At 69.3% G+C, this 16,527-nt stretch carries 11 protein-coding genes; 6 read left to right on the top strand and 5 right to left on the bottom strand.

Annotated elements, in window-relative coordinates:
• The first annotated feature begins 41 nt into the window (after positions 1-41).
• Positions 42-2,630, top strand: coding sequence for a GNAT family N-acetyltransferase (locus tag ACZ6O0_RS10745; protein ID WP_465764613.1), 2,589 nt, complete (start codon positions 42-44; stop codon positions 2,628-2,630).
• Here ACZ6O0_RS10745 and ACZ6O0_RS10740 read toward each other — a convergent pair.
• From ACZ6O0_RS10740 to glgX, 4 genes are all read right to left on the bottom strand, one after another.
• Positions 2,620-3,441 carry an SAM-dependent methyltransferase gene (locus ACZ6O0_RS10740; protein ID WP_465764612.1) on the bottom strand — a complete coding sequence of 274 codons (822 nt, stop codon included), beginning with the start codon at positions 3,439-3,441 and terminating at the stop codon, positions 2,620-2,622. The genes ACZ6O0_RS10745 and ACZ6O0_RS10740 overlap by 11 nt on opposite strands.
• A gap of 567 nt (positions 3,442-4,008) precedes the next feature.
• A complete protein-coding gene (gene treZ, locus ACZ6O0_RS10735) occupies positions 4,009-5,736 on the bottom strand; it encodes a malto-oligosyltrehalose trehalohydrolase (protein WP_465764611.1) in 1,728 nt (575 codons plus the stop codon).
• A gap of 72 nt (positions 5,737-5,808) precedes the next feature.
• Positions 5,809-8,214 carry a malto-oligosyltrehalose synthase gene (gene treY, locus ACZ6O0_RS10730; RefSeq protein WP_465764610.1) on the bottom strand — a complete coding sequence of 802 codons (2,406 nt, stop codon included), beginning with the start codon at positions 8,212-8,214 and terminating at the stop codon, positions 5,809-5,811.
• Positions 8,211-10,328, bottom strand: coding sequence for a glycogen debranching protein GlgX (gene glgX / locus ACZ6O0_RS10725; protein ID WP_465764609.1), 2,118 nt, complete (start codon positions 10,326-10,328; stop codon positions 8,211-8,213). Before glgX ends, treY begins: the two co-directional genes overlap by 4 nt.
• A gap of 155 nt (positions 10,329-10,483) precedes the next feature.
• On the opposite strand from glgX, the gene ACZ6O0_RS10720 reads away from it, so the two are divergent.
• The 3 genes from ACZ6O0_RS10720 (at position 10,484) to ACZ6O0_RS10710 (ending at position 14,180) form a co-directional block, all read left to right on the top strand.
• On the top strand, positions 10,484-10,957 hold the full coding sequence (locus ACZ6O0_RS10720) for a hypothetical protein (RefSeq protein ID WP_465764608.1): 474 nt from the start codon (positions 10,484-10,486) through the stop codon (positions 10,955-10,957).
• Complete coding sequence (locus ACZ6O0_RS10715) at positions 10,954-13,089, top strand: bifunctional polysaccharide deacetylase/glycosyltransferase family 2 protein (protein ID WP_465764607.1); 2,136 nt, start codon at positions 10,954-10,956, stop codon at positions 13,087-13,089. Before ACZ6O0_RS10720 ends, ACZ6O0_RS10715 begins: the two co-directional genes overlap by 4 nt.
• A gap of 146 nt (positions 13,090-13,235) precedes the next feature.
• Positions 13,236-14,180 (top strand): zinc metalloprotease, encoded by a 945-nt coding sequence (locus tag ACZ6O0_RS10710; protein ID WP_465764606.1) that lies wholly within the window; start codon positions 13,236-13,238, stop codon positions 14,178-14,180.
• A 50-nt stretch (positions 14,181-14,230) separates the two neighbouring features.
• Here the strand turns inward: ACZ6O0_RS10710 and ACZ6O0_RS10705 are convergent, their stop codons facing one another.
• Entirely contained in the window at positions 14,231-14,896 is a 666-nt protein-coding gene (locus tag ACZ6O0_RS10705) for a TetR/AcrR family transcriptional regulator C-terminal domain-containing protein (protein ID WP_465764605.1), read from the bottom strand.
• 85 nt (positions 14,897-14,981) lie between these two features.
• On the opposite strand from ACZ6O0_RS10705, the gene ACZ6O0_RS10700 reads away from it, so the two are divergent.
• Together ACZ6O0_RS10700 and ACZ6O0_RS10695 are read left to right on the top strand one after the other, a co-directional pair.
• Complete coding sequence (locus ACZ6O0_RS10700) at positions 14,982-15,665, top strand: DUF4386 domain-containing protein (RefSeq protein WP_465764604.1); 684 nt, start codon at positions 14,982-14,984, stop codon at positions 15,663-15,665.
• Positions 15,666-15,674: 9 nt separating this feature from the next.
• Positions 15,675-16,466, top strand: a complete 792-nt coding sequence (locus tag ACZ6O0_RS10695; protein WP_465764603.1) for a S1 family peptidase — start codon at positions 15,675-15,677, stop codon at positions 16,464-16,466.
• Positions 16,467-16,527: the final 61 nt, after the last annotated feature.

Below are 16,527 nucleotides of genomic sequence, written 5' to 3'. Positions count from 1 at the left end.
TTGTAAGTTAGCGCAGCCTAACCTAACTGAAACGAGGGCTCGTGGTGAATGCGAGGGTGTTCCGGGACGCGTACGGCGTTCCGCAGCTGCAGGCCGGAGACCCACTCGCCCTCGTCTATCTGCAAGGCGTCACCACCGCCCGGGACCGGGCCTGGCAGATCGAGCTCGAGCGCCGCCGCTACCTCGGGACGAGTGCGGCGTTCCTCGGCGCGGAGGCCGCCGGCTGGGACGTGTTCGCCCGGCAGGCGCGCCTGGCCGACACCGCCCGGCGCTGCTTCGAGGCGCTCGACAACGAGACCCGCGAGTGGATCACGGCGTACGTCGAAGGCGTCAACCACGGGCTCCCGGGTGGCGCGGCGCGCGCACCGGAGTTCGCCGAGACCGGGCTGACGCTGCAGGAGTGGGAGCCGTGGACCCCGCTCGGGATCTGGCTGGCGATCCACGTCCTGTTCGCGGGGTTCCCGACGAAGCTGTGGCGGACGCACGTCGCCAAGCACCTCGGCGACGACGCGATCGAGCTGTTCAGCTCGGAGGGTCCGCGGACGGCCGGCAGCAACGGGTGGCTGATCCCCGGGTCACACACCGCCTCGGGGCAGGCGATCGTCGCGGGCGATCCGCACCGCTTCATCGAGAGCCCGGGCGTCTACCAGCAGATCCGGCTGACCTGCCCGGAGTACGACGTCCTCGGCCTCGCCGTCCCGGGGGTCCCGGGGATCGCGCACTTCGGCCACACCGGCCAGGTCGCCTGGGCGATCACCAACGCGATGGCCGACTACCAGGACCTGTACGCCGAACAGCTCCGGCGCACCGACTCCGGTGTCGAGGCCCTGGGCCCGGACGGGTGGACGGCCTGCGCGAGGCACACCGAGATGGTCGAGGTCGCGGGCGCGGATCCGATCGAGATCGAGGTGATCGAGACCGACCGCGGCCCGGTGATCATGGACGGGATCAGCCTGCGCTACCCACCGCGGGTCACCGGCCGGCTGGGGTTCGAGGTGCTGCCGAAGTTGCTCCAGGCAACCAGTGTCGCCGGCATCGACGCTGCGGTGGAGGACTGGGTGGAGCCGGTGAACGTGATCCTCGCGGCCGACACCGCGGGCGGTCTGCTGCACCGGACCGCCGGGCTGGTCCCGAGCCGTCATCACGACAACCGGCTCCGCGTCGTGCCGGCGTGGGAGGCCGATCACCAGTGGGACGGCTGGCACGATCCGATGCCGCGGGCAACCGTCGACGGTCCGGCCGTGATGGCGAACGCGCGGGAGCTGGCGGCGCCGCTGGGCGTCGAGTTCGCGGCGCTGCACCGGTCCCATCGGATCCGGGAGCTGATCGCCGCACGGTCCGACTGGTCGGTCGGCGAGATGCCGGAGATCCACACCGACACGTTCCTCGGATCGGCCGGCTCGATCCTGGATCTCCTGCCCGGCTTGGCGGATCTCTCCCCGGAGGCCGTTGCCCTGCGCACCGAGTTGCTCGACTGGGACCGCCGGATGGACGCCGCGAGTACGACAGCCTCGTCGTACGCCGCACTCCGCAAGGCGCTCGTCTCCCGGCTGGCCGACCACTTCACAATGCTCGAGGACGCCGAAAGCAGCGAGTTGTTCGCGCCGTGGATGGACACGCTCACGCACGTCTCCTACGCGGTCGAGAACCTGGTGAGTGCGGACCTCCCGAACATCAACGTGACCTGGCTGGTCCAGGAGGCGCTCGAGGAGGTTGCCGCGCGGAAACCCCGGCCGCCGTGGGGTGAGACCCATCAGCTGGCGCCGCTGCACGCGTTGCGCGGTCCGGTCTTCGCGGCGGACGAGGAACCGTTCGATCTCGGCCTGTCCGGTGACCACCACTGCGTGATGTCGACGTCGAGCCTGCCCGGTCTGACCGACGTGTGCATCCGCGCCTCCGCCGCCCGCTATGCCTGGGACCTGGCCGGTCGATCCGCCAGCGCGTGGGTCGTACCGATGGGTGCGTCCGGCGTCCTCGGGGAGGCGCATCACCACGACCAACTGCCGCTGTGGTTGCGGGGTGCGCTGGCTCCGGTCGACGGCGAAGTCACCCGGGAGGAGCGGAGTTTCACGACACAGGTCGACGGGTTGGGCACGGTGCACCTCGAGGAGGCCGATCCCGAGCGGGATCTGGATCTCATCCACGAGTGGGTGACGGCCGAGCGGGCGACGTTCTGGGGAATGGGTGAGCTGTCCCGGGACGAGATCGCCGCGACCTACCGGTTCCTGGACTCGGTGCCGACGCACCACGTGTACGTCGTCCGGCTGGACGACGTACCGATCGCGCTGCTGCAGACCTACGATCCGCAGGCGGATCCGGCGGGGGCGGCGTACGACGTCCAGGCCGGGGACCTCGGGCTGCACCTGCTGATCGCGCCGGGCGAGCGGCGGCCGGGCTTCACCGGGCAGCTGCTCGGCGCGCTCGCCCAGTTCGTCTTCGTGCACCTCGGGCACCCGCGGCTCGTGGTGGAGCCGGACATCCGCAACACCCGAGCCATCGACCGCTTCCACCGCACGGGCTTCACCCTCGGCTCGCAAGCCAAGATCACCCACCCGGACGGCACCACCAAGACCGCGCAGTTCGCCTTCCTCACACAGGAGGCGTACTTCCGTCGCCCGGTCAGTTCTTGACGGCGAGAACCGCGGCGATCAGGCGCTGCCAGTCGGTGAGTTCTTCGGGGGCGTCCGGGTTGCGCCATTGGACGGCGGGCACCAGGCCGGGGTCGAGGACGGTGAAGCCTTCGCCGAAGAGGGAGAGGATCTGCTCGTCGGTGCGCCAGCGGCCGCGGCCGAGGGAACCTTGGAGGACCGCCTCCAGCTCCTGGCTGCGCGGGTCGTTCTCGCTGCGGAAGTGGCTGATGAAGACGTAGCTGCCGGACGGGATCCGGTCGTACCAGAAGCGGACCAGGCCGGCCGGGTCCTCGTCGTCGTTCACGTGGTGCAGGGTGGCGCTGAAGACCACCGCGACCGGCTGGCCGAAGTCGATCAGCCGCGCGTCCTCGCTGTCGTAGATCGCCTTCGGGTCGCGCAGGTCGGCCTGGATGACGGTGGTGAACTCGTTCTCCGCCAGCAGGGCCCGGCCGTGCGCGAGCACGATCGGGTCGTTGTCGACGTACAGCACCTTCGCGTCGGGGACGTACCGCTGGGCGACCTGGTGGACGTTGTCCGCGGTCGGCAGCCCGCTGCCCAGGTCGACGAACTGCCGGACCGGGGTGTTGGTGACGATCTCGCGGATCGCCCGGACCAGCGCGCCGCGGTTGTCCGGCGCGATCTGCCGGGACCCGGGCAGGTCGTTGATGAACTTGTCCCCGAAGGCCCGGTCGATGGCGAAGTTGTCCTTGCCGCCGAGCAGGTAGTCGTACGTGCGCGCGATACTCGGCCTGCTCACGTCGAATCCGGGGAACGGCGCGTTCTGCGGCACCTGCTCGTCTGCATCGGCCATCGCGGCGGGTCCTTCCGATCCGGTTCTGACAGCAGTCACTCTATGCGACGCCGGAGCTACCCCGCTCCCCGCCCCGGCCAGTCTTTGCGGACCCTTGTCCTACCCGCCCCGTCAGCGGGCATGCCTCAGCGGCCGTCGGGTTCCGGCACGACGGCCGCTGTGACGATGGATGAATCGGTGACCTGGTCTGGCGGGCCCTGCCACCGGTCTGTCAGGACAGGACGGTCGTGGACTTGTCCCGGTCGCGGGCGGCCTGATGGCGCTCGCGGGGTGGTTCGTGCAACGTATGGTCAGCGGTTCGTGGGGCCGGGCACACGGGACCGCGGCGAATCGGTCCGCCTCCCAGCCGCCGGCTCTTCCACTGCTTTTCTTCGTAGTCGTAGTAAGTGTCGACGCCTCCGACTGTCATCCAGATCCTCCCGTCGAACCCCCCGTCCCCTGCTGGCCAGTCAACAGTCCGTCACGAGACCCCTGTCACACAAGCGATTCCGGAAATCACCATCGATCAACAGGCTCGAACGCCTTGTTCTGTTGGATTGCGCCGGAAAACTGCGTCGTCGGACAGTCTCAGACGGCGACGATCGCCACGCCGTGACCTGGCAACCGGACCCCGCCGGCGACCGTTTCCGCGTCCCCGAAGGCCATCACCACCCACGACGGCGGCTCGTCGACCGGTACGACGGCCTCGTGAGCGGCCAGGTTCGCCACCACCCGGAGGCTGCCCCGGGCCACGACCAGCCAGGCCCCGCCGGGATCGAACGAGACGCCGACCGAGTCCAGCCGGTCGTCGCGCAGCTCCGGCATCCGGGCCCGGAAGGTGAGCAGGTGGTGGTACCAGGCCCACAGCTCCCGGTGCGGTGACGCGTCCAGCTCGGACCAGTCGAGCACCGAGCTGCGCCAGGTCTCGGGGTCCTGCGGATCCGGGATCTCGTCGGCGTTCCAGCCGTGCGTGGCGAACTCCCGCCGCCGGCCGGTCCGGACCGCCTCGGCCATGCCCGGCTCGTCGAAATCGGTGAAGAAGCGCCACGGCGTCGAGGCACCCCACTCCTCACCCATGAACAGCATCGGTGTGTACGGCGAGGTGAGCACGAGCGCGGCGCCGATCGCGAGCTGGCCGGGCGTGAGCGCGGGCCGGTCACCGAGCGCGCGGTTGCCGACCTGGTCGTGGTTCGACGTGTAGACGAGGAACTCACCACCGCGATGTCTCGCCGGGTCGACCGGCCGGCCCCAGTTCGCGCCGCGGAACGTCGAGTACGACCCGTCGTGCAGGAACACGCGGGTCAGGGTCTTCGCGAACACCTCCGGCGCCCCGAAGTCCACGTAGTACCCGGACCGCTCGCCGGTCAGCAGTGAGTGCAGCGCATGGTGGAAGTCGTCGCTCCACTGCGCGGTCATCCCGAGCCCGCCCTGGGACACCGGTTCGACTGTTCGCGGTTGGTTCAGGTCCGACTCGGCCACCAGCCCCAACGGACGGCCGAGCTCCGCGGACAGCTCGGCGGTCTCCAACGACAGTTGGGCGAGCAGGTGCGTCGGGCTGTCGTCGACGAACGCGTGGACGGCATCCAGCCGCAGAGCGTCCAGGTGGAACGACTCGAACCACCGGAGTGCGTTGTCACAGATCCACCGGCGTACCTCGGTGCTGCCGGTGTCGTCGAGGTTGACCGCAGGACCCCATGGCGTCGAGTGCTTGTCCGTGAAGTACGGACCGAAGTCGGCCAGGTGGTTCCCACTCGGACCGAGGTGGTTGTAGACGACGTCGAGACACACGGCGAGTCCGGCGTCATGACACTGGTTGACGAATCGCTGCAGCGCTTCCGGGCCGCCGTAGGGCTCGTGGACGGCGTACAGGTCCACGCCGTCGTACCCCCAGCCGTGGCGGCCGGGGAACGCGGCGACCGGCAGCAGTGAGATGACCTCGATGCCCAGCAGGGCCAGGTAGTCCAGGTGCTCCGCAGCCGCGTCCAGCGTGCCTTCCGGGGTGAAAGTCCCGATGTGCAGCTCGTAGAACACCGCGCCACGCACGTCCCGGCCGATCCAGTCCTCGTCCGTCCAGGTGAAGTGGTCCGCGTCGAACACCCGGCTGAAGCCGTGAACACCATCAGGCTGCCAAGGGCTACGCGGATCGGGCAGTGGCTTGCCGCCGTCGACGGAGTACGCGTAGTCGGTGCCGTGGTGGGCCTCGACCACCTCCCGCTTCCACCAGCCGTCGGCCGCCCAGCGCATCGGCAGTACGCCGTCCCGCAGGACCAGGTCGACCGACGACGCGCCGGGCGCCCACACCGAGAACGTGTGCATGTCTTCAGCTCCTGACGGGCGTGTCTGATGGTCCAGCGCCGTGCCGAGTGCCGCGCAGTAGGCGCTGGACCATCAGACACGCCCTAGCAGAGCTACTGGGAGGTGTTCCAGTAGGTCGTGGATTCGGGCTGCGCCACTACCCACTTCACGGCCGGTCAACACGTTCTTCCATTGTCCGCTCGGCAGCACCACGGTGCTCTCACCCCAGCCGCCGAGGCGGTGCAGTGCCGCGGGCAGTCTGGTTGCCACGGTGATGACCGCGTCGCCACGAGCGAACGCGACGGCGTGACCGTTGGAGGTCGGGAGCGGGGTGTAGCTGCCGACGAAGGCCTCCGGGTACTGACGGCGAATCCGCAGTGCCCGCGAGGTGATGAGGAGCTTCTCGTCGGACAGGTCGTCGGGCTTGGCACCGTCGTCCAGCCTCCGCAGCCGGTCGATCCGGTGCTGGTAGTCGACCGGCCGCCGGTTGTCCGGGTCCACGAGCGACAGGTCCACCAACTCCGTGCCCTGGTAGACATCCGGTACGCCGGGCATCGTGAGCTGGACCAGCTTCTGTCCGAGGGTCGCCGCCCGGACGAACTCGGCCTGCCTGGCGGCAAAGCGCCGTACCGACTCCAGTACGGCGTTGTCGTGGAGAACCGCGGTGGTGAAGGCGGCGACGGCCTGCTCGTACTCCTGGTCCGGAGACGTCCACGTGGTGTGGCGCTTGCCTTCGCGGATGGCCTTGAGCAGATAGGCCTGCAGACGATCCTCGGCGAGCGGGCCGTCGTCCCACGTGCCGAAGAGCGTCTGCCAGAAGAGGTACTCCGTACTGCCGTCCAGCACCGGACTCCGGTGGTCCTCCGACAACCGCCGCCACTCCCGGACCGCCTCGGACCAGGCCGCGGGCTGTTCCGACAGCACACCGAGCCGGGCACGTACGTCCTCGGACCGCTTGGTGTCGTGCGTGGACAGGGTGGTCATCGTCTTCGGCCAGTGCTGGTTCAACCGGGCCGCGAACGCGTGGAACTCCTCCGGCGTCACGCCGAAGTGCTCCGGATCCCCACCGACCTCGTTGAGCGATGTAAGCCGGAACCACCGGTAGAACGCGGTGTCCTCGACACCCTTCGCCATCACAGGCCCACAGGTCTGCTGGAACCGCACGATCAGCTCGTGCCGCGCATGCTCGTCGATCCGGCTCGCGGTCCCGGTCTCCTTGCCCAGCAGGAGATGCAGTACGACGTCCAGCGTCTCCCGCCGGTCGTCGTCGAGGTTCGCGCGGGCCTTGTCGGCGGCCCGCTCCAGCGCGTGTATCGCCGTCGGGGACGGTTGCTCCCCCGGCATGACGTACGCCCGGTAGACGTCGAAGTGCACCAGCAGCTCGACGACGACCTCGTGGAACGCACGCCGCGTGTGGTCGCGCAGCCGCACATCGTCCTGACAGATCCGGGCCAGCAACTCCACGAGGCGATGCACCTCGGCGTACTGCCCGTGCTGGACGATCTCCCGCTTCGCCTCCTCCACCACGGGTGCGAAGTCGGCCGGCGCGCCGGTCAGCTCGGAGTGCAAGGCCGCGAGCGGTGCGGCACCGGCGGGGTCGACGAAGAGGCCGCCGACTCGCAGGAGAGCGTCGTACCCGGTGGTGCCCGCGCAGGGCCAGTCCCGGGGAAGCTCTTCGCTCCCCTCGAGGATCTTCTCGACCACGGCCCACGCACCGCCGGTGCGCTCGGCCAGTCGACGCAGATAGCCCCGCGGGTCGGCGAGGCCGTCCGGATGGTCGATGCGGAAGCCGTTGAGCTTGCCCTCGTGCAGGAGCTCGAGCAGCAACTCGTGCGTGGCCTCGAAGACCTCCTGTGTCTCCACACGGATGGCGGCCAGGGTGTCGACGTCGAAGAAGCGCCGGTAGTTCAGCTCCTCGTCCGCGACCCGCCAGTGCGCGAGGCGGTACCACTGCTCGGTCACCAGCTCCGCGATCGGCAGTTCCTCGGTGCCCGGCCGGAGCGGGTACTCGTGCTCGTAATAGCGCAGTACGTCGCCGTCGACCGACAGCTCGCCGTCCGCGAGCACCTTCCCGATCCGCTGGCCGAGCACAGCCATCAACAGCGGCTGATTCCCCGAACCCCAGTCCACGTCGAACCACTCGGCGTACGGCGAACCCGGCCCGTCCCGCAGCACCGACCAGAGCGCCGTGTTGAGCCGCGCCGGCGTCGGCACGGCGACGTGATTCGGTACGACGTCCGCCACGGCCCCCATGCGGTGATCGGCCAGCCGTGACGCGAGCCGATCGAACGCAGGGCGGCCGCCGGCCGGCTCGGACAGGCGGCTGTGGTCCACCACGTCGTACCCGTGGGTGGAGCCGGGCGCGGCCTGGAGGATCGGGGACAGGTAGGCGTGGGAGATCCCGAGGCTCTGCAGGTACGGGACGACCGCGGCGGCGTCGTCGAACCCGAACTCGGCGCGGAGCTGCAACCGATACGTGGCCTGCGGGACCCGGGTCATCCGGCGGCCCGCCGGGGGCGGGTCAGGACCAGCATGCCGTGGGCCTCGATCCGGATGATGCTGCCCGCGATGTGTTCGCCTCCCTCGGCACGACCGGTCGGCCTGATGGTGTCCACCACCACGGACCACGCCTCGCCGTACTCCTTCGCGGGCAGCAGGAAGTCCTGCGACTCGTAGTTGCTGTTCAGCAGGATCAGGAACGAGTCGTCCACCACCGGCTCTCCGCGCGGGTCCGGCTCCGAGATGGCGTCACCGTTGAGGAACACGGCCACCGCGCGGGCGTCGTCACGGCTCCAGTCGCCGTTCTGCATCTCCTGGCCGTCGGGGGTGAACCAGACCAGGTCGCCGAGCCCGTCGACCCCCGTGTCGCCGTGGAAGAACCGGCGGCGCCGGAACACCGGGTGCTCGTTGCGCAACCGGACCAGCTGACCGGTGAACTCCAGCAGGTCCTGCTGTTCCTCGGTGAGATCCCAGTTCACCCAGGCGAGTTCGTTGTCCTGGCAGTAGACGTTGTTGTTGCCCGACTGGGTCCGGCCGAGCTCGTCGCCGTGGGCGAGCATCGGAACGCCCTGCGAGATCAGCAACGTGGCCAGGAAGTTGCGCTGCTGCTTGGCCCGCAACGCGAGCACGGCGGCATCGGCGGTCTCGCCCTCGGCGCCGCAGTTCCACGAGCGGTTGTGGCTCTCGCCGTCGTTGCCGCCTTCGCCGTTGGCCGCGTTGTGCTTATCGTTGTACGAGACGAGGTCGCGCAGCGTGAAGCCGTCGTGCGCGGTGATGAAGTTGATGCTCGCCAACGGCCGGCGGCTGTCGTCGCGGTACAGGTCCGACGAGCCGGTCAGCCGCGAGCCGAACTCGGCCAGCGTGTACTTCTCGCCGCGCCAGAAGTCGCGGACGGTGTCGCGGTACTTGCCGTTCCACTCGGTCCACAGCGGTGGGAAGTTGCCCACCTGGTAGCCGCCGTCGCCGACGTCCCACGGCTCGGCGATCAGCTTCACCTGGCTGACCACCGGGTCCTGCTGGACCAGGTCGAAGAACGCCGACAGTCGGTCCACCTCATGGAACTGGCGGGCCAGTGTCGACGCGAGATCGAACCGGAAGCCGTCCACGTGCATCTCGGTGACCCAGTAACGCAGCGAGTCCATGATCAGCTGCAGCACGTGCGGGTGCCGCATCAGCAGGCTGTTCCCGGTACCGGTGGTGTCGTAGTAGTGCGACTTGTCCTGGTCGACCAGACGGTAGTACGCCGCGTTGTCGATGCCCTTGAACGACAGTGTCGGGCCGAACTCGTTGCCCTCGGCGGTGTGGTTGTAGACCACGTCGAGGATCACCTCGATGTCGGCCTCGTGCAGCGCCTGCACCATCGTCTTGAACTCGGTCACCTGCTGGCCGCGGCCGCCCAGCGAGGAGTAGGCGTTGTGCGGGGCGAAGAAGCCGATCGTGTTGTAACCCCAGTAGTTGGACAGGCCCCGCTCCTGCAGGTGCCCGTCCTGGGCGAACTGGTGGACCGGCATCAGCTCGATCGCGGTCACCCCGAGCTCCTTCAGGTGCCCGATGATCGCCGGGTGCCCGATCCCGGCGTACGTGCCGCGGATCTCCTCCGGCAGCCCCGGGTGGGTCTTGGTCAGGCCCTTGACGTGCGCCTCGTAGATCACCGTCTCGTGGTACGCGTGCCCCGGCGGGCGGTCGTTGCCCCAGTCGAAGAACGGGTTGGTGACGACCGAGAGCATGGTGTGCTCGCGGTTGTCCATCGTGTTCAGCTCGTCCGGCTTCGCGAACCGGTAGCTGAACAGCGACTCGTCACCGTCGATCTGCCCGTCGATCGCCTTCGCGTACGGATCCAGCAGCAGCTTGGACGGGTTGCACCGGTCTCCCTCGACGGGGTTGTAAGGCCCGTGCACCCGGAAGCCGTACCGCTGCCCCGGCTGCACCGCCGGCAGGTAGGCGTGCCAGACGAATCCGTCCACCTCGGTCAACTGCACCAGCTGTTCGGTCCCGTCGGCACCGATCAGGGCCAGATCTACTCGTTCGGCAACCTCCGAGAACACCGCGAAGTTCGTCCCGGAACCGTCGTACGTGGCACCGAGAGGATAAGGACGACCAGGCCATTTCTGCACCAGATGACAGTAGCCACCCCCACCCCCCGACGCGGCATGGTGGGTGGTTTTGAGCCCGAGTATTCATCCCCGGGGAGTGATCCGGCCGGCACTCTCCGCAGTCGTTCAGGACCGGACTCCCGTGACCGGCCGGTAGCCCGTAACATCCCAGGCTTGTGAAGTCGCCCTCCGCCCGGCGGCCGGTCTTTCTGGACTCGACCGGGCGCCGTCATCGCGCCATCCGCCGTGCCGGCGTGGCGCTCGCCGTACCCGTCGTCGGCTACCTGGTCCTGATGACCAGCAGCCTGTTCGGCGGACCGCGCTTGGACACCCCGCTGGTTCCCCTCCCCGAAGCCGTCCGGCCCGCGCACCGGCCTCCCACGAATCCGCCGCCCGCCGCGATCCCCACCATCGGATCGACGCCGACGCCGACGCCGGGCCGCGAGGGCAGCACACCGAGCAGGACACCTTCGGGTACGCCGACCGCCACGCCGGCCGGTACGCTGACCATCGTCGCCACGATTCCGACCGTCGCACCGACCACGCCTGCCACCGGCTCGCCCACCGTCCCACCTGGTAAGACGAGCGCGCACACCAGCAACAGGCCGACCGCACCGCCCGGCCGGACGAAGGCGCCCGGCAAGCCGTGAGCCGGCCGGTCGCCCGTCGCGCCAAGCCCGTCCCGCTGCGCACCCACTGGGTCGTGCTGACCATGCTGCTCGTCTGCCTGTCGAGCATGCTGCTCCTGAACGGCTACACGCACCACCTGTACGGCGCGGAACCCGACGGCGCGGTCACGGCCGGCGGCCCGGCCGACGCCGTACCGAAGGCCGTCGCGACGGGCGGGCCGGTCATCGACGCCCGCCCCTCGGAGATCCGCTCGGTCCGGCCGGCCGCGCGGACCATCGCGCTGACCTTCGACGACGGACCGGATCCGGTCTGGACCCCGAAGGTGCTCGACCTGCTCAAGGCCCAGCACGTCAAGGCGACCTTCTTCGTGGTCGGCACCGAGGTCGCCGCCCATCCCGAGCTGGCCCGCCGAATAGTTGCCGAGGGCCATCAGATCGGCCTGCACACGTTCACCCACGCGAACCTGAGCACGGTCCCCGGCTGGCGCAGGTCACTCGAGCTGCGCCAGAGCCAGCTGATCCTGGCCGGCGCCACCGGTGTCAGTACGCCGCTGCTGCGTCCGCCGTACTCGTCCGAGGCGGACGCGCTACGGAACGCCGACTGGACCTCGATCGAGAAGACCCGGCAGGCCGGGTACCTGACCGTGCTGAGCACCCAGGACAGCGAGGACTGGCGCCGTCCCGGAACGGCGAAGGTGATCGCGAACTCGATGCCGCGCGGCACCGCCGGACAGGTGCTGCTGATGCACGACGCCGGTGGCGACCGCAGCGAGACCGTCGCGGCGCTGGCCAAGCTGATCCCGACGCTGAAGGCGCGCGGATACAAGTTCGCGACGGTCAGCGACGCCGTAGGTCTACCGCAGCCGGTGCACGCGGCCGGCCTGTTGGAGCGCGGTCGCGGCATGGCGGCGATCGGCGCGATGCGGCTGAGCGACGGCGCCCTGACGCTGCTCACCTGGCTGCTGTACGCCGCGGGTGCGTTGAGCGTGCTCCGCGCCATCACGACCGTAATCGCGGCTCGCCGGCATGCCCGGATGCGGGACTGGTCGTGGGGGCCGCCGGTGACCGAGCCGGTCAGCGTGATCGTGCCGGCGTACAACGAGAGCGCGGGGATCGAGGCGGCGGTCAGGTCGCTGGTCGCGTCGGACCATCCGCTCGAGGTGATCGTGGTCGACGACGGTTCGACCGACGGTACGGCGGACCTCGTCGAGGCGCTGGGCATCCCCGGGGTCCGGGTGATCCGCCAGCCGAACGCGGGCAAGCCGGTGGCCCTCAACACCGGTCTCCAGGCCGCCCACTTCGACCTGGTCGTGATGGTCGACGGCGACACCGTGTTCGAGCCGGACGCGGTCCGGATGCTCGTGCAACCGTTCGCCGACCCGTCCGTGGGGGCGGTGTCCGGCAATGCCAAGGTCGGCAACCGCGGCGGCCTGCTCGGGCGCTGGCAGCACATCGAGTACGTGATCGGCTTCAACCTGGACCGCCGGCTGTTCGACCTGGCCGAGTGCATGCCCACCGTGCCGGGGGCCGTCGGCGGCTTCCGCCGTACGGCGCTGGAGCGGATCGGTGGGCTGAGTGACGTGACGCTCGCGGAGGACACCGACCTGACCATGGCGTTGTGCCGGGACGGGTGGCGGGTCGTCTACGAGGAGCGCGCGATCGCCTGGACCGAGGCTCCGGCGTCATTCGGCGCGTTGTGGCGGCAGCGCTACCGCTGGTGCTACGGCACGTTGCAGGCGATGTGGAAGCACCGCGGTGCCTGGCTGCAGCGCGGCCGGGCCGGGAAGCTCGGCCGACGCGGTCTGACGTATCTGCTGCTCTTCCAGGTCCTGCTGCCACTACTCGCACCGGTCGTCGACGTGTTCGCGATCTATGGTTTGGTCTTCCTGAACCCGCTGCGCGTGGGCCTGGTCTGGCTGGGCTTCCTCGCCCTGCAGTTCGTCATGGGCCGCTACGCGTTCCACCTGGACGGTGAACGGGCCGGGCCGCTGTGGACGCTGCCGCTGCAGCAGTTCGTCTACCGCCAACTGATGTACCTGGTCGTGATCCAGTCGGTGTTCACCGCACTGGCCGGTTCGCGGCTGCGGTGGCAAAGGATGGAACGCTACGGAAGTCTGCGGGCGCCCGCGAGGGACTCCTCACTCCTCTCCTGATCCTTACCCACCAGGTGGCATCACCGAAGGTTTTCCCTAGATCGCCGGAGAATCGGCGGTGATCGCTTCCGTGGCAGGGAAATCATTGCGCAGGATGCCGGGCAACCGGCCGCCCGCCCAGCGGCCCGATCCGGAGGAGCGCAGCCATGCGATCTTTCATCACCCGTCCCCGCGCCGCGGCCGTCCTGCTGGCCAGCTCGGCGCTCCTGTTCACTCCGCTCGGCGGCCAGGCTTCGGCCCGGGTGCCGGTGGACCGAGTACCGGCGTCCGACTGCTTCGTGCCACCGGCCGGTGCCGCCGCCAAGGGTGGTCACGGCCCGGACACCCGGGACATCTCGGTCGCCGAGCAGAAGGCGATCGAAGCCCGGACCGCCCAGTTGCTGAAGGCCAAGGCCGCGCGCGGGATCGCCGTACCCAAGGGTGCGCTGGCCGCCGCGACCGTCCCGGTCTACGTGCACGTGATGCGTGACGCGGCCGGCAACGGCGACGTGACCGACACGCAGATCTCGCAGCAGATCGCCGTACTGAACAAGACGTACGCCGGCCAGGAGTCGTCGCAGGCGGCGAACACCGGCTTCACCTTCACGCTGGCCGGTGTCGACCGCTTCAACAACAACAACTGGCACAAGGACAAGCAGAGCAGCACGTACCGCAAGCAGACCCGCAAGGGCGGTGCGAACGCGCTGAACATCTGGCTGGTCGACTTCGCCTACCTCGGCATCGCGACGTTCCCCTGGGACTACGCGCGCAGCCCGGGCATCGACGGCATCCGCGTGCACTTCGACTCGCTGCCCGGCGGCAGCATCGCGAACTACAACCTCGGTGAGACCGCGACCCACGAGGCCGGCCACTGGCTCGGGCTCTACCACACCTTCCAGGGCGGCTGTACGCAGACGAACGACGAGGTGTCCGACACCCCGGCCCAGAGCAGCTCCACCAACGGCTGCCCCGAGGGCCGCGACTCGTGCTCGCTGCCGGGTCTCGACCCGATCCACAACTACATGGACTATTCGTACGACACTTGCTACAACCAGTTCACGCCAGGCCAGAGCAGCCGCATGAGCACTATGTGGACCGCCTACCGCGCCTGAGCCCTCGATGTGGTCACCCCGGCATGCGTGGCCGGGGTGACCACTTCTCTTCACCGTGAGGTGATGCCGTCGAGGAGGCGGTGCAGGCCCCAGAGGTACTGGTCGGTGGTGATGTAGCGGGACATCGTCGGTGCCGCCGCGGCCGAGTGGGGGAAGACGTCGGCCGGGATCTGGTCGAAGGTGGCGCGGCGCCGGGCCACGCGGTCGGCCTCGGGCGGTAGCGGGCCGGGGGTGGTCTCGTCGGCGACCTCGAGCGCGATCGCGCCCAGCACGTAGGTGATCAGCAGGTACGTCGACCTCGCGGCGTCGGCCGGGTCGAGTCCGGCGCCGGTCAGCAACTCCAGCAGGCGCTCGTTCAGCGCGGTCGTGCGCGGGCCGTCCATCGGGCCGCTCAGCAGCAGCGCGGCCGCGCCCGGATGCGCGACCAGTTGCTCGCGCAGCTCGATCGCCAGCGCCTCGATCCGGTCCCGCCACGGCCTGGTCTCGTCGGCGAAGGCGCCCGTACCGGCGTCGCCGAGCAGCTTCTCCACCAGCCCGCGGATCACCGCCGCCTTGTCCGGGAAATAGGTGTAGACCGCGTTCGGCGCGACGCCGACCTTGGCCGCGATCCCCCGGATCGACGCCTGCCCACTGTCGTCGAGCAGCCGCAGCGCGGCATCCAGCAGGTCGTCCTCCGTCAACGTCCGGCGTGGTCCGGGCCGGCCTCTCGTCGCCATCCGATCCTCCTTAACTCTGGACAGCGTACAGGATTAGCTGCATGCTAACTCTGTACACCGTACAATTTCGAGAGGGGAACCCATCATGCGCCGTCTCACCGGAGCACTGTTCATCGTCGCGGCGGTCAGCTTCGCCATCGCCGCGTCCGTCCTGTCCGCGACCTTCGACTGGCCGGACATCCTGCGCGAGCCGGCCGGCAAGGTGCTGACCGCGTACACCGACGGCGGCACCGGCCTGACCTGGACCTGGTTCGCCGTCGCGTGGACCTACGGACTGCTCGCGATCCCGATCCTGATGTTGCCTAGAGCAATCAATCGGGAGAGCTCGACGCTGTTGCGGATCGCGACCGCGCTCGGCGCGACGTCGGTCCTGCTCTCGGTGATCGGCTTCCTGCGCTGGGTTTTCGTCGTACCGCCACTGGCGCGGGCACACGCCGACGGTGACACCGCGGTCGCGGCGGCGTGGACCGCGCAGCACCAGTACGGCGGCGCATTGCTCGGCGAGCACCTGGGCGAACTGCTCGCGATCGCCTGGAGCGTCGGGGTCAGCGTGCTCATCCTGCGGACCGCCGTCCTGCCGCGGTGGATCGGCTGGGCGGGCTTGGTGGCAGGCGCGCTGTACCTGGCGAACCAGGGCGACATCCTGTCGACCGCCGTACCCAGCTTCCCGGTGTGGGACGCGGCCGGACTGCTCGGGAGTACGGCGTGGGGCGTGTGGACGATCCTGCTCGGTGTGGGACTTTACCTAAGGCAACCACGATCTCACTAGGAGTAGTCGATGCTCAAACGCGCCACAGTCCTCGCCGGCGTCCTCCTGCTCGTCACCGCGGGATCGGTCTCCGCGTCCACGTCGGCGGAGAAGCCGCTGGTCGTCGGCGGGACGCTGGCGAGTGTGACCGAGGCGCCGTGGGCGGTGGTGCTGACGAACACCCAGTCCTCGCGACCGACCGGGCGATGGTGTGGCGCGGTCCTCGTCGGGCCGGACAAGCTCGTCACCGCCGCGCACTGCATGATCAAGCCGGCATCGACGTACGCCGCCATCCAAGGGCGGGCCGATCTGACCGATGACAGCACCGGACAGGTGTCCGGGATCAGCAAGGTGTGGATCCACCCCGGGTACGACACGAACGACAGCCGCAACGACTTCGCCGTACTGACGCTGTCCCGCCCGTTCACCGGTGTGCCGGTGATCGGGCTGGAGACGAACCCCAAAGCCGACCGGCGCGGCGTCGTACCGACGGTCTACGGCTGGGGCGACACCGACGGCACCGGCCCCGAGGACACCCTGCAGAAACTCGCCGTCCCCGACCTCGGCGACGCGACCTGCCTGGCCAACAAGGAGTACGTCGCCAACGGGTACGCCGCCGCCTCGAACATCTGCGCCGGCTACCTCGACGGCACCGCCGACACCTGCCAGGGCGACTCCGGCGGCCCCCTGGTCCTGAACGGCCGCCTGCTCGGCCTGGTCTCCTGGGGCAAGGGTTGCGCCGAACCCGGTTTTCCTGGCGTTTACGCGGAAATCGCCCCTGTCGTCAAGGCCCTCCGGACCCAGCTCCAACAGGTTCGTTAACCCGAAACATACCTGTCAGTACCGGTCTCAGGTCGTCACCGCCCGGACACAGTCCGAAAAC

This window comes from Kribbella sp. NPDC048837 (assembly GCF_055586945.1).
This window is presented reverse-complemented; position numbering and strand designations above follow the sequence as displayed.

What these genes read in the sequence shown, in the direction of transcription:
- treZ (WP_465764611.1), bottom strand. Translation starts at nt 5,736, where the DNA reads ATGCACACGTTCTCGGTGTGGGCGCCCGGCGCGTCGTCGGTCGACCTG.
- ACZ6O0_RS10710 (WP_465764606.1), top strand. Translation starts at nt 13,236, where the DNA reads ATGCGATCTTTCATCACCCGTCCCCGCGCCGCGGCCGTCCTGCTGGCC.
- ACZ6O0_RS10705 (WP_465764605.1), bottom strand. Translation starts at nt 14,896, where the DNA reads ATGGCGACGAGAGGCCGGCCCGGACCACGCCGGACGTTGACGGAGGAC.
- ACZ6O0_RS10695 (WP_465764603.1), top strand. Translation starts at nt 15,675, where the DNA reads ATGCTCAAACGCGCCACAGTCCTCGCCGGCGTCCTCCTGCTCGTCACC.
- treY (WP_465764610.1), bottom strand. Translation starts at nt 8,214, where the DNA reads ATGACCCGGGTCCCGCAGGCCACGTATCGGTTGCAGCTCCGCGCCGAG.
- ACZ6O0_RS10700 (WP_465764604.1), top strand. Translation starts at nt 14,982, where the DNA reads ATGCGCCGTCTCACCGGAGCACTGTTCATCGTCGCGGCGGTCAGCTTC.
- ACZ6O0_RS10740 (WP_465764612.1), bottom strand. Translation starts at nt 3,441, where the DNA reads ATGGCCGATGCAGACGAGCAGGTGCCGCAGAACGCGCCGTTCCCCGGA.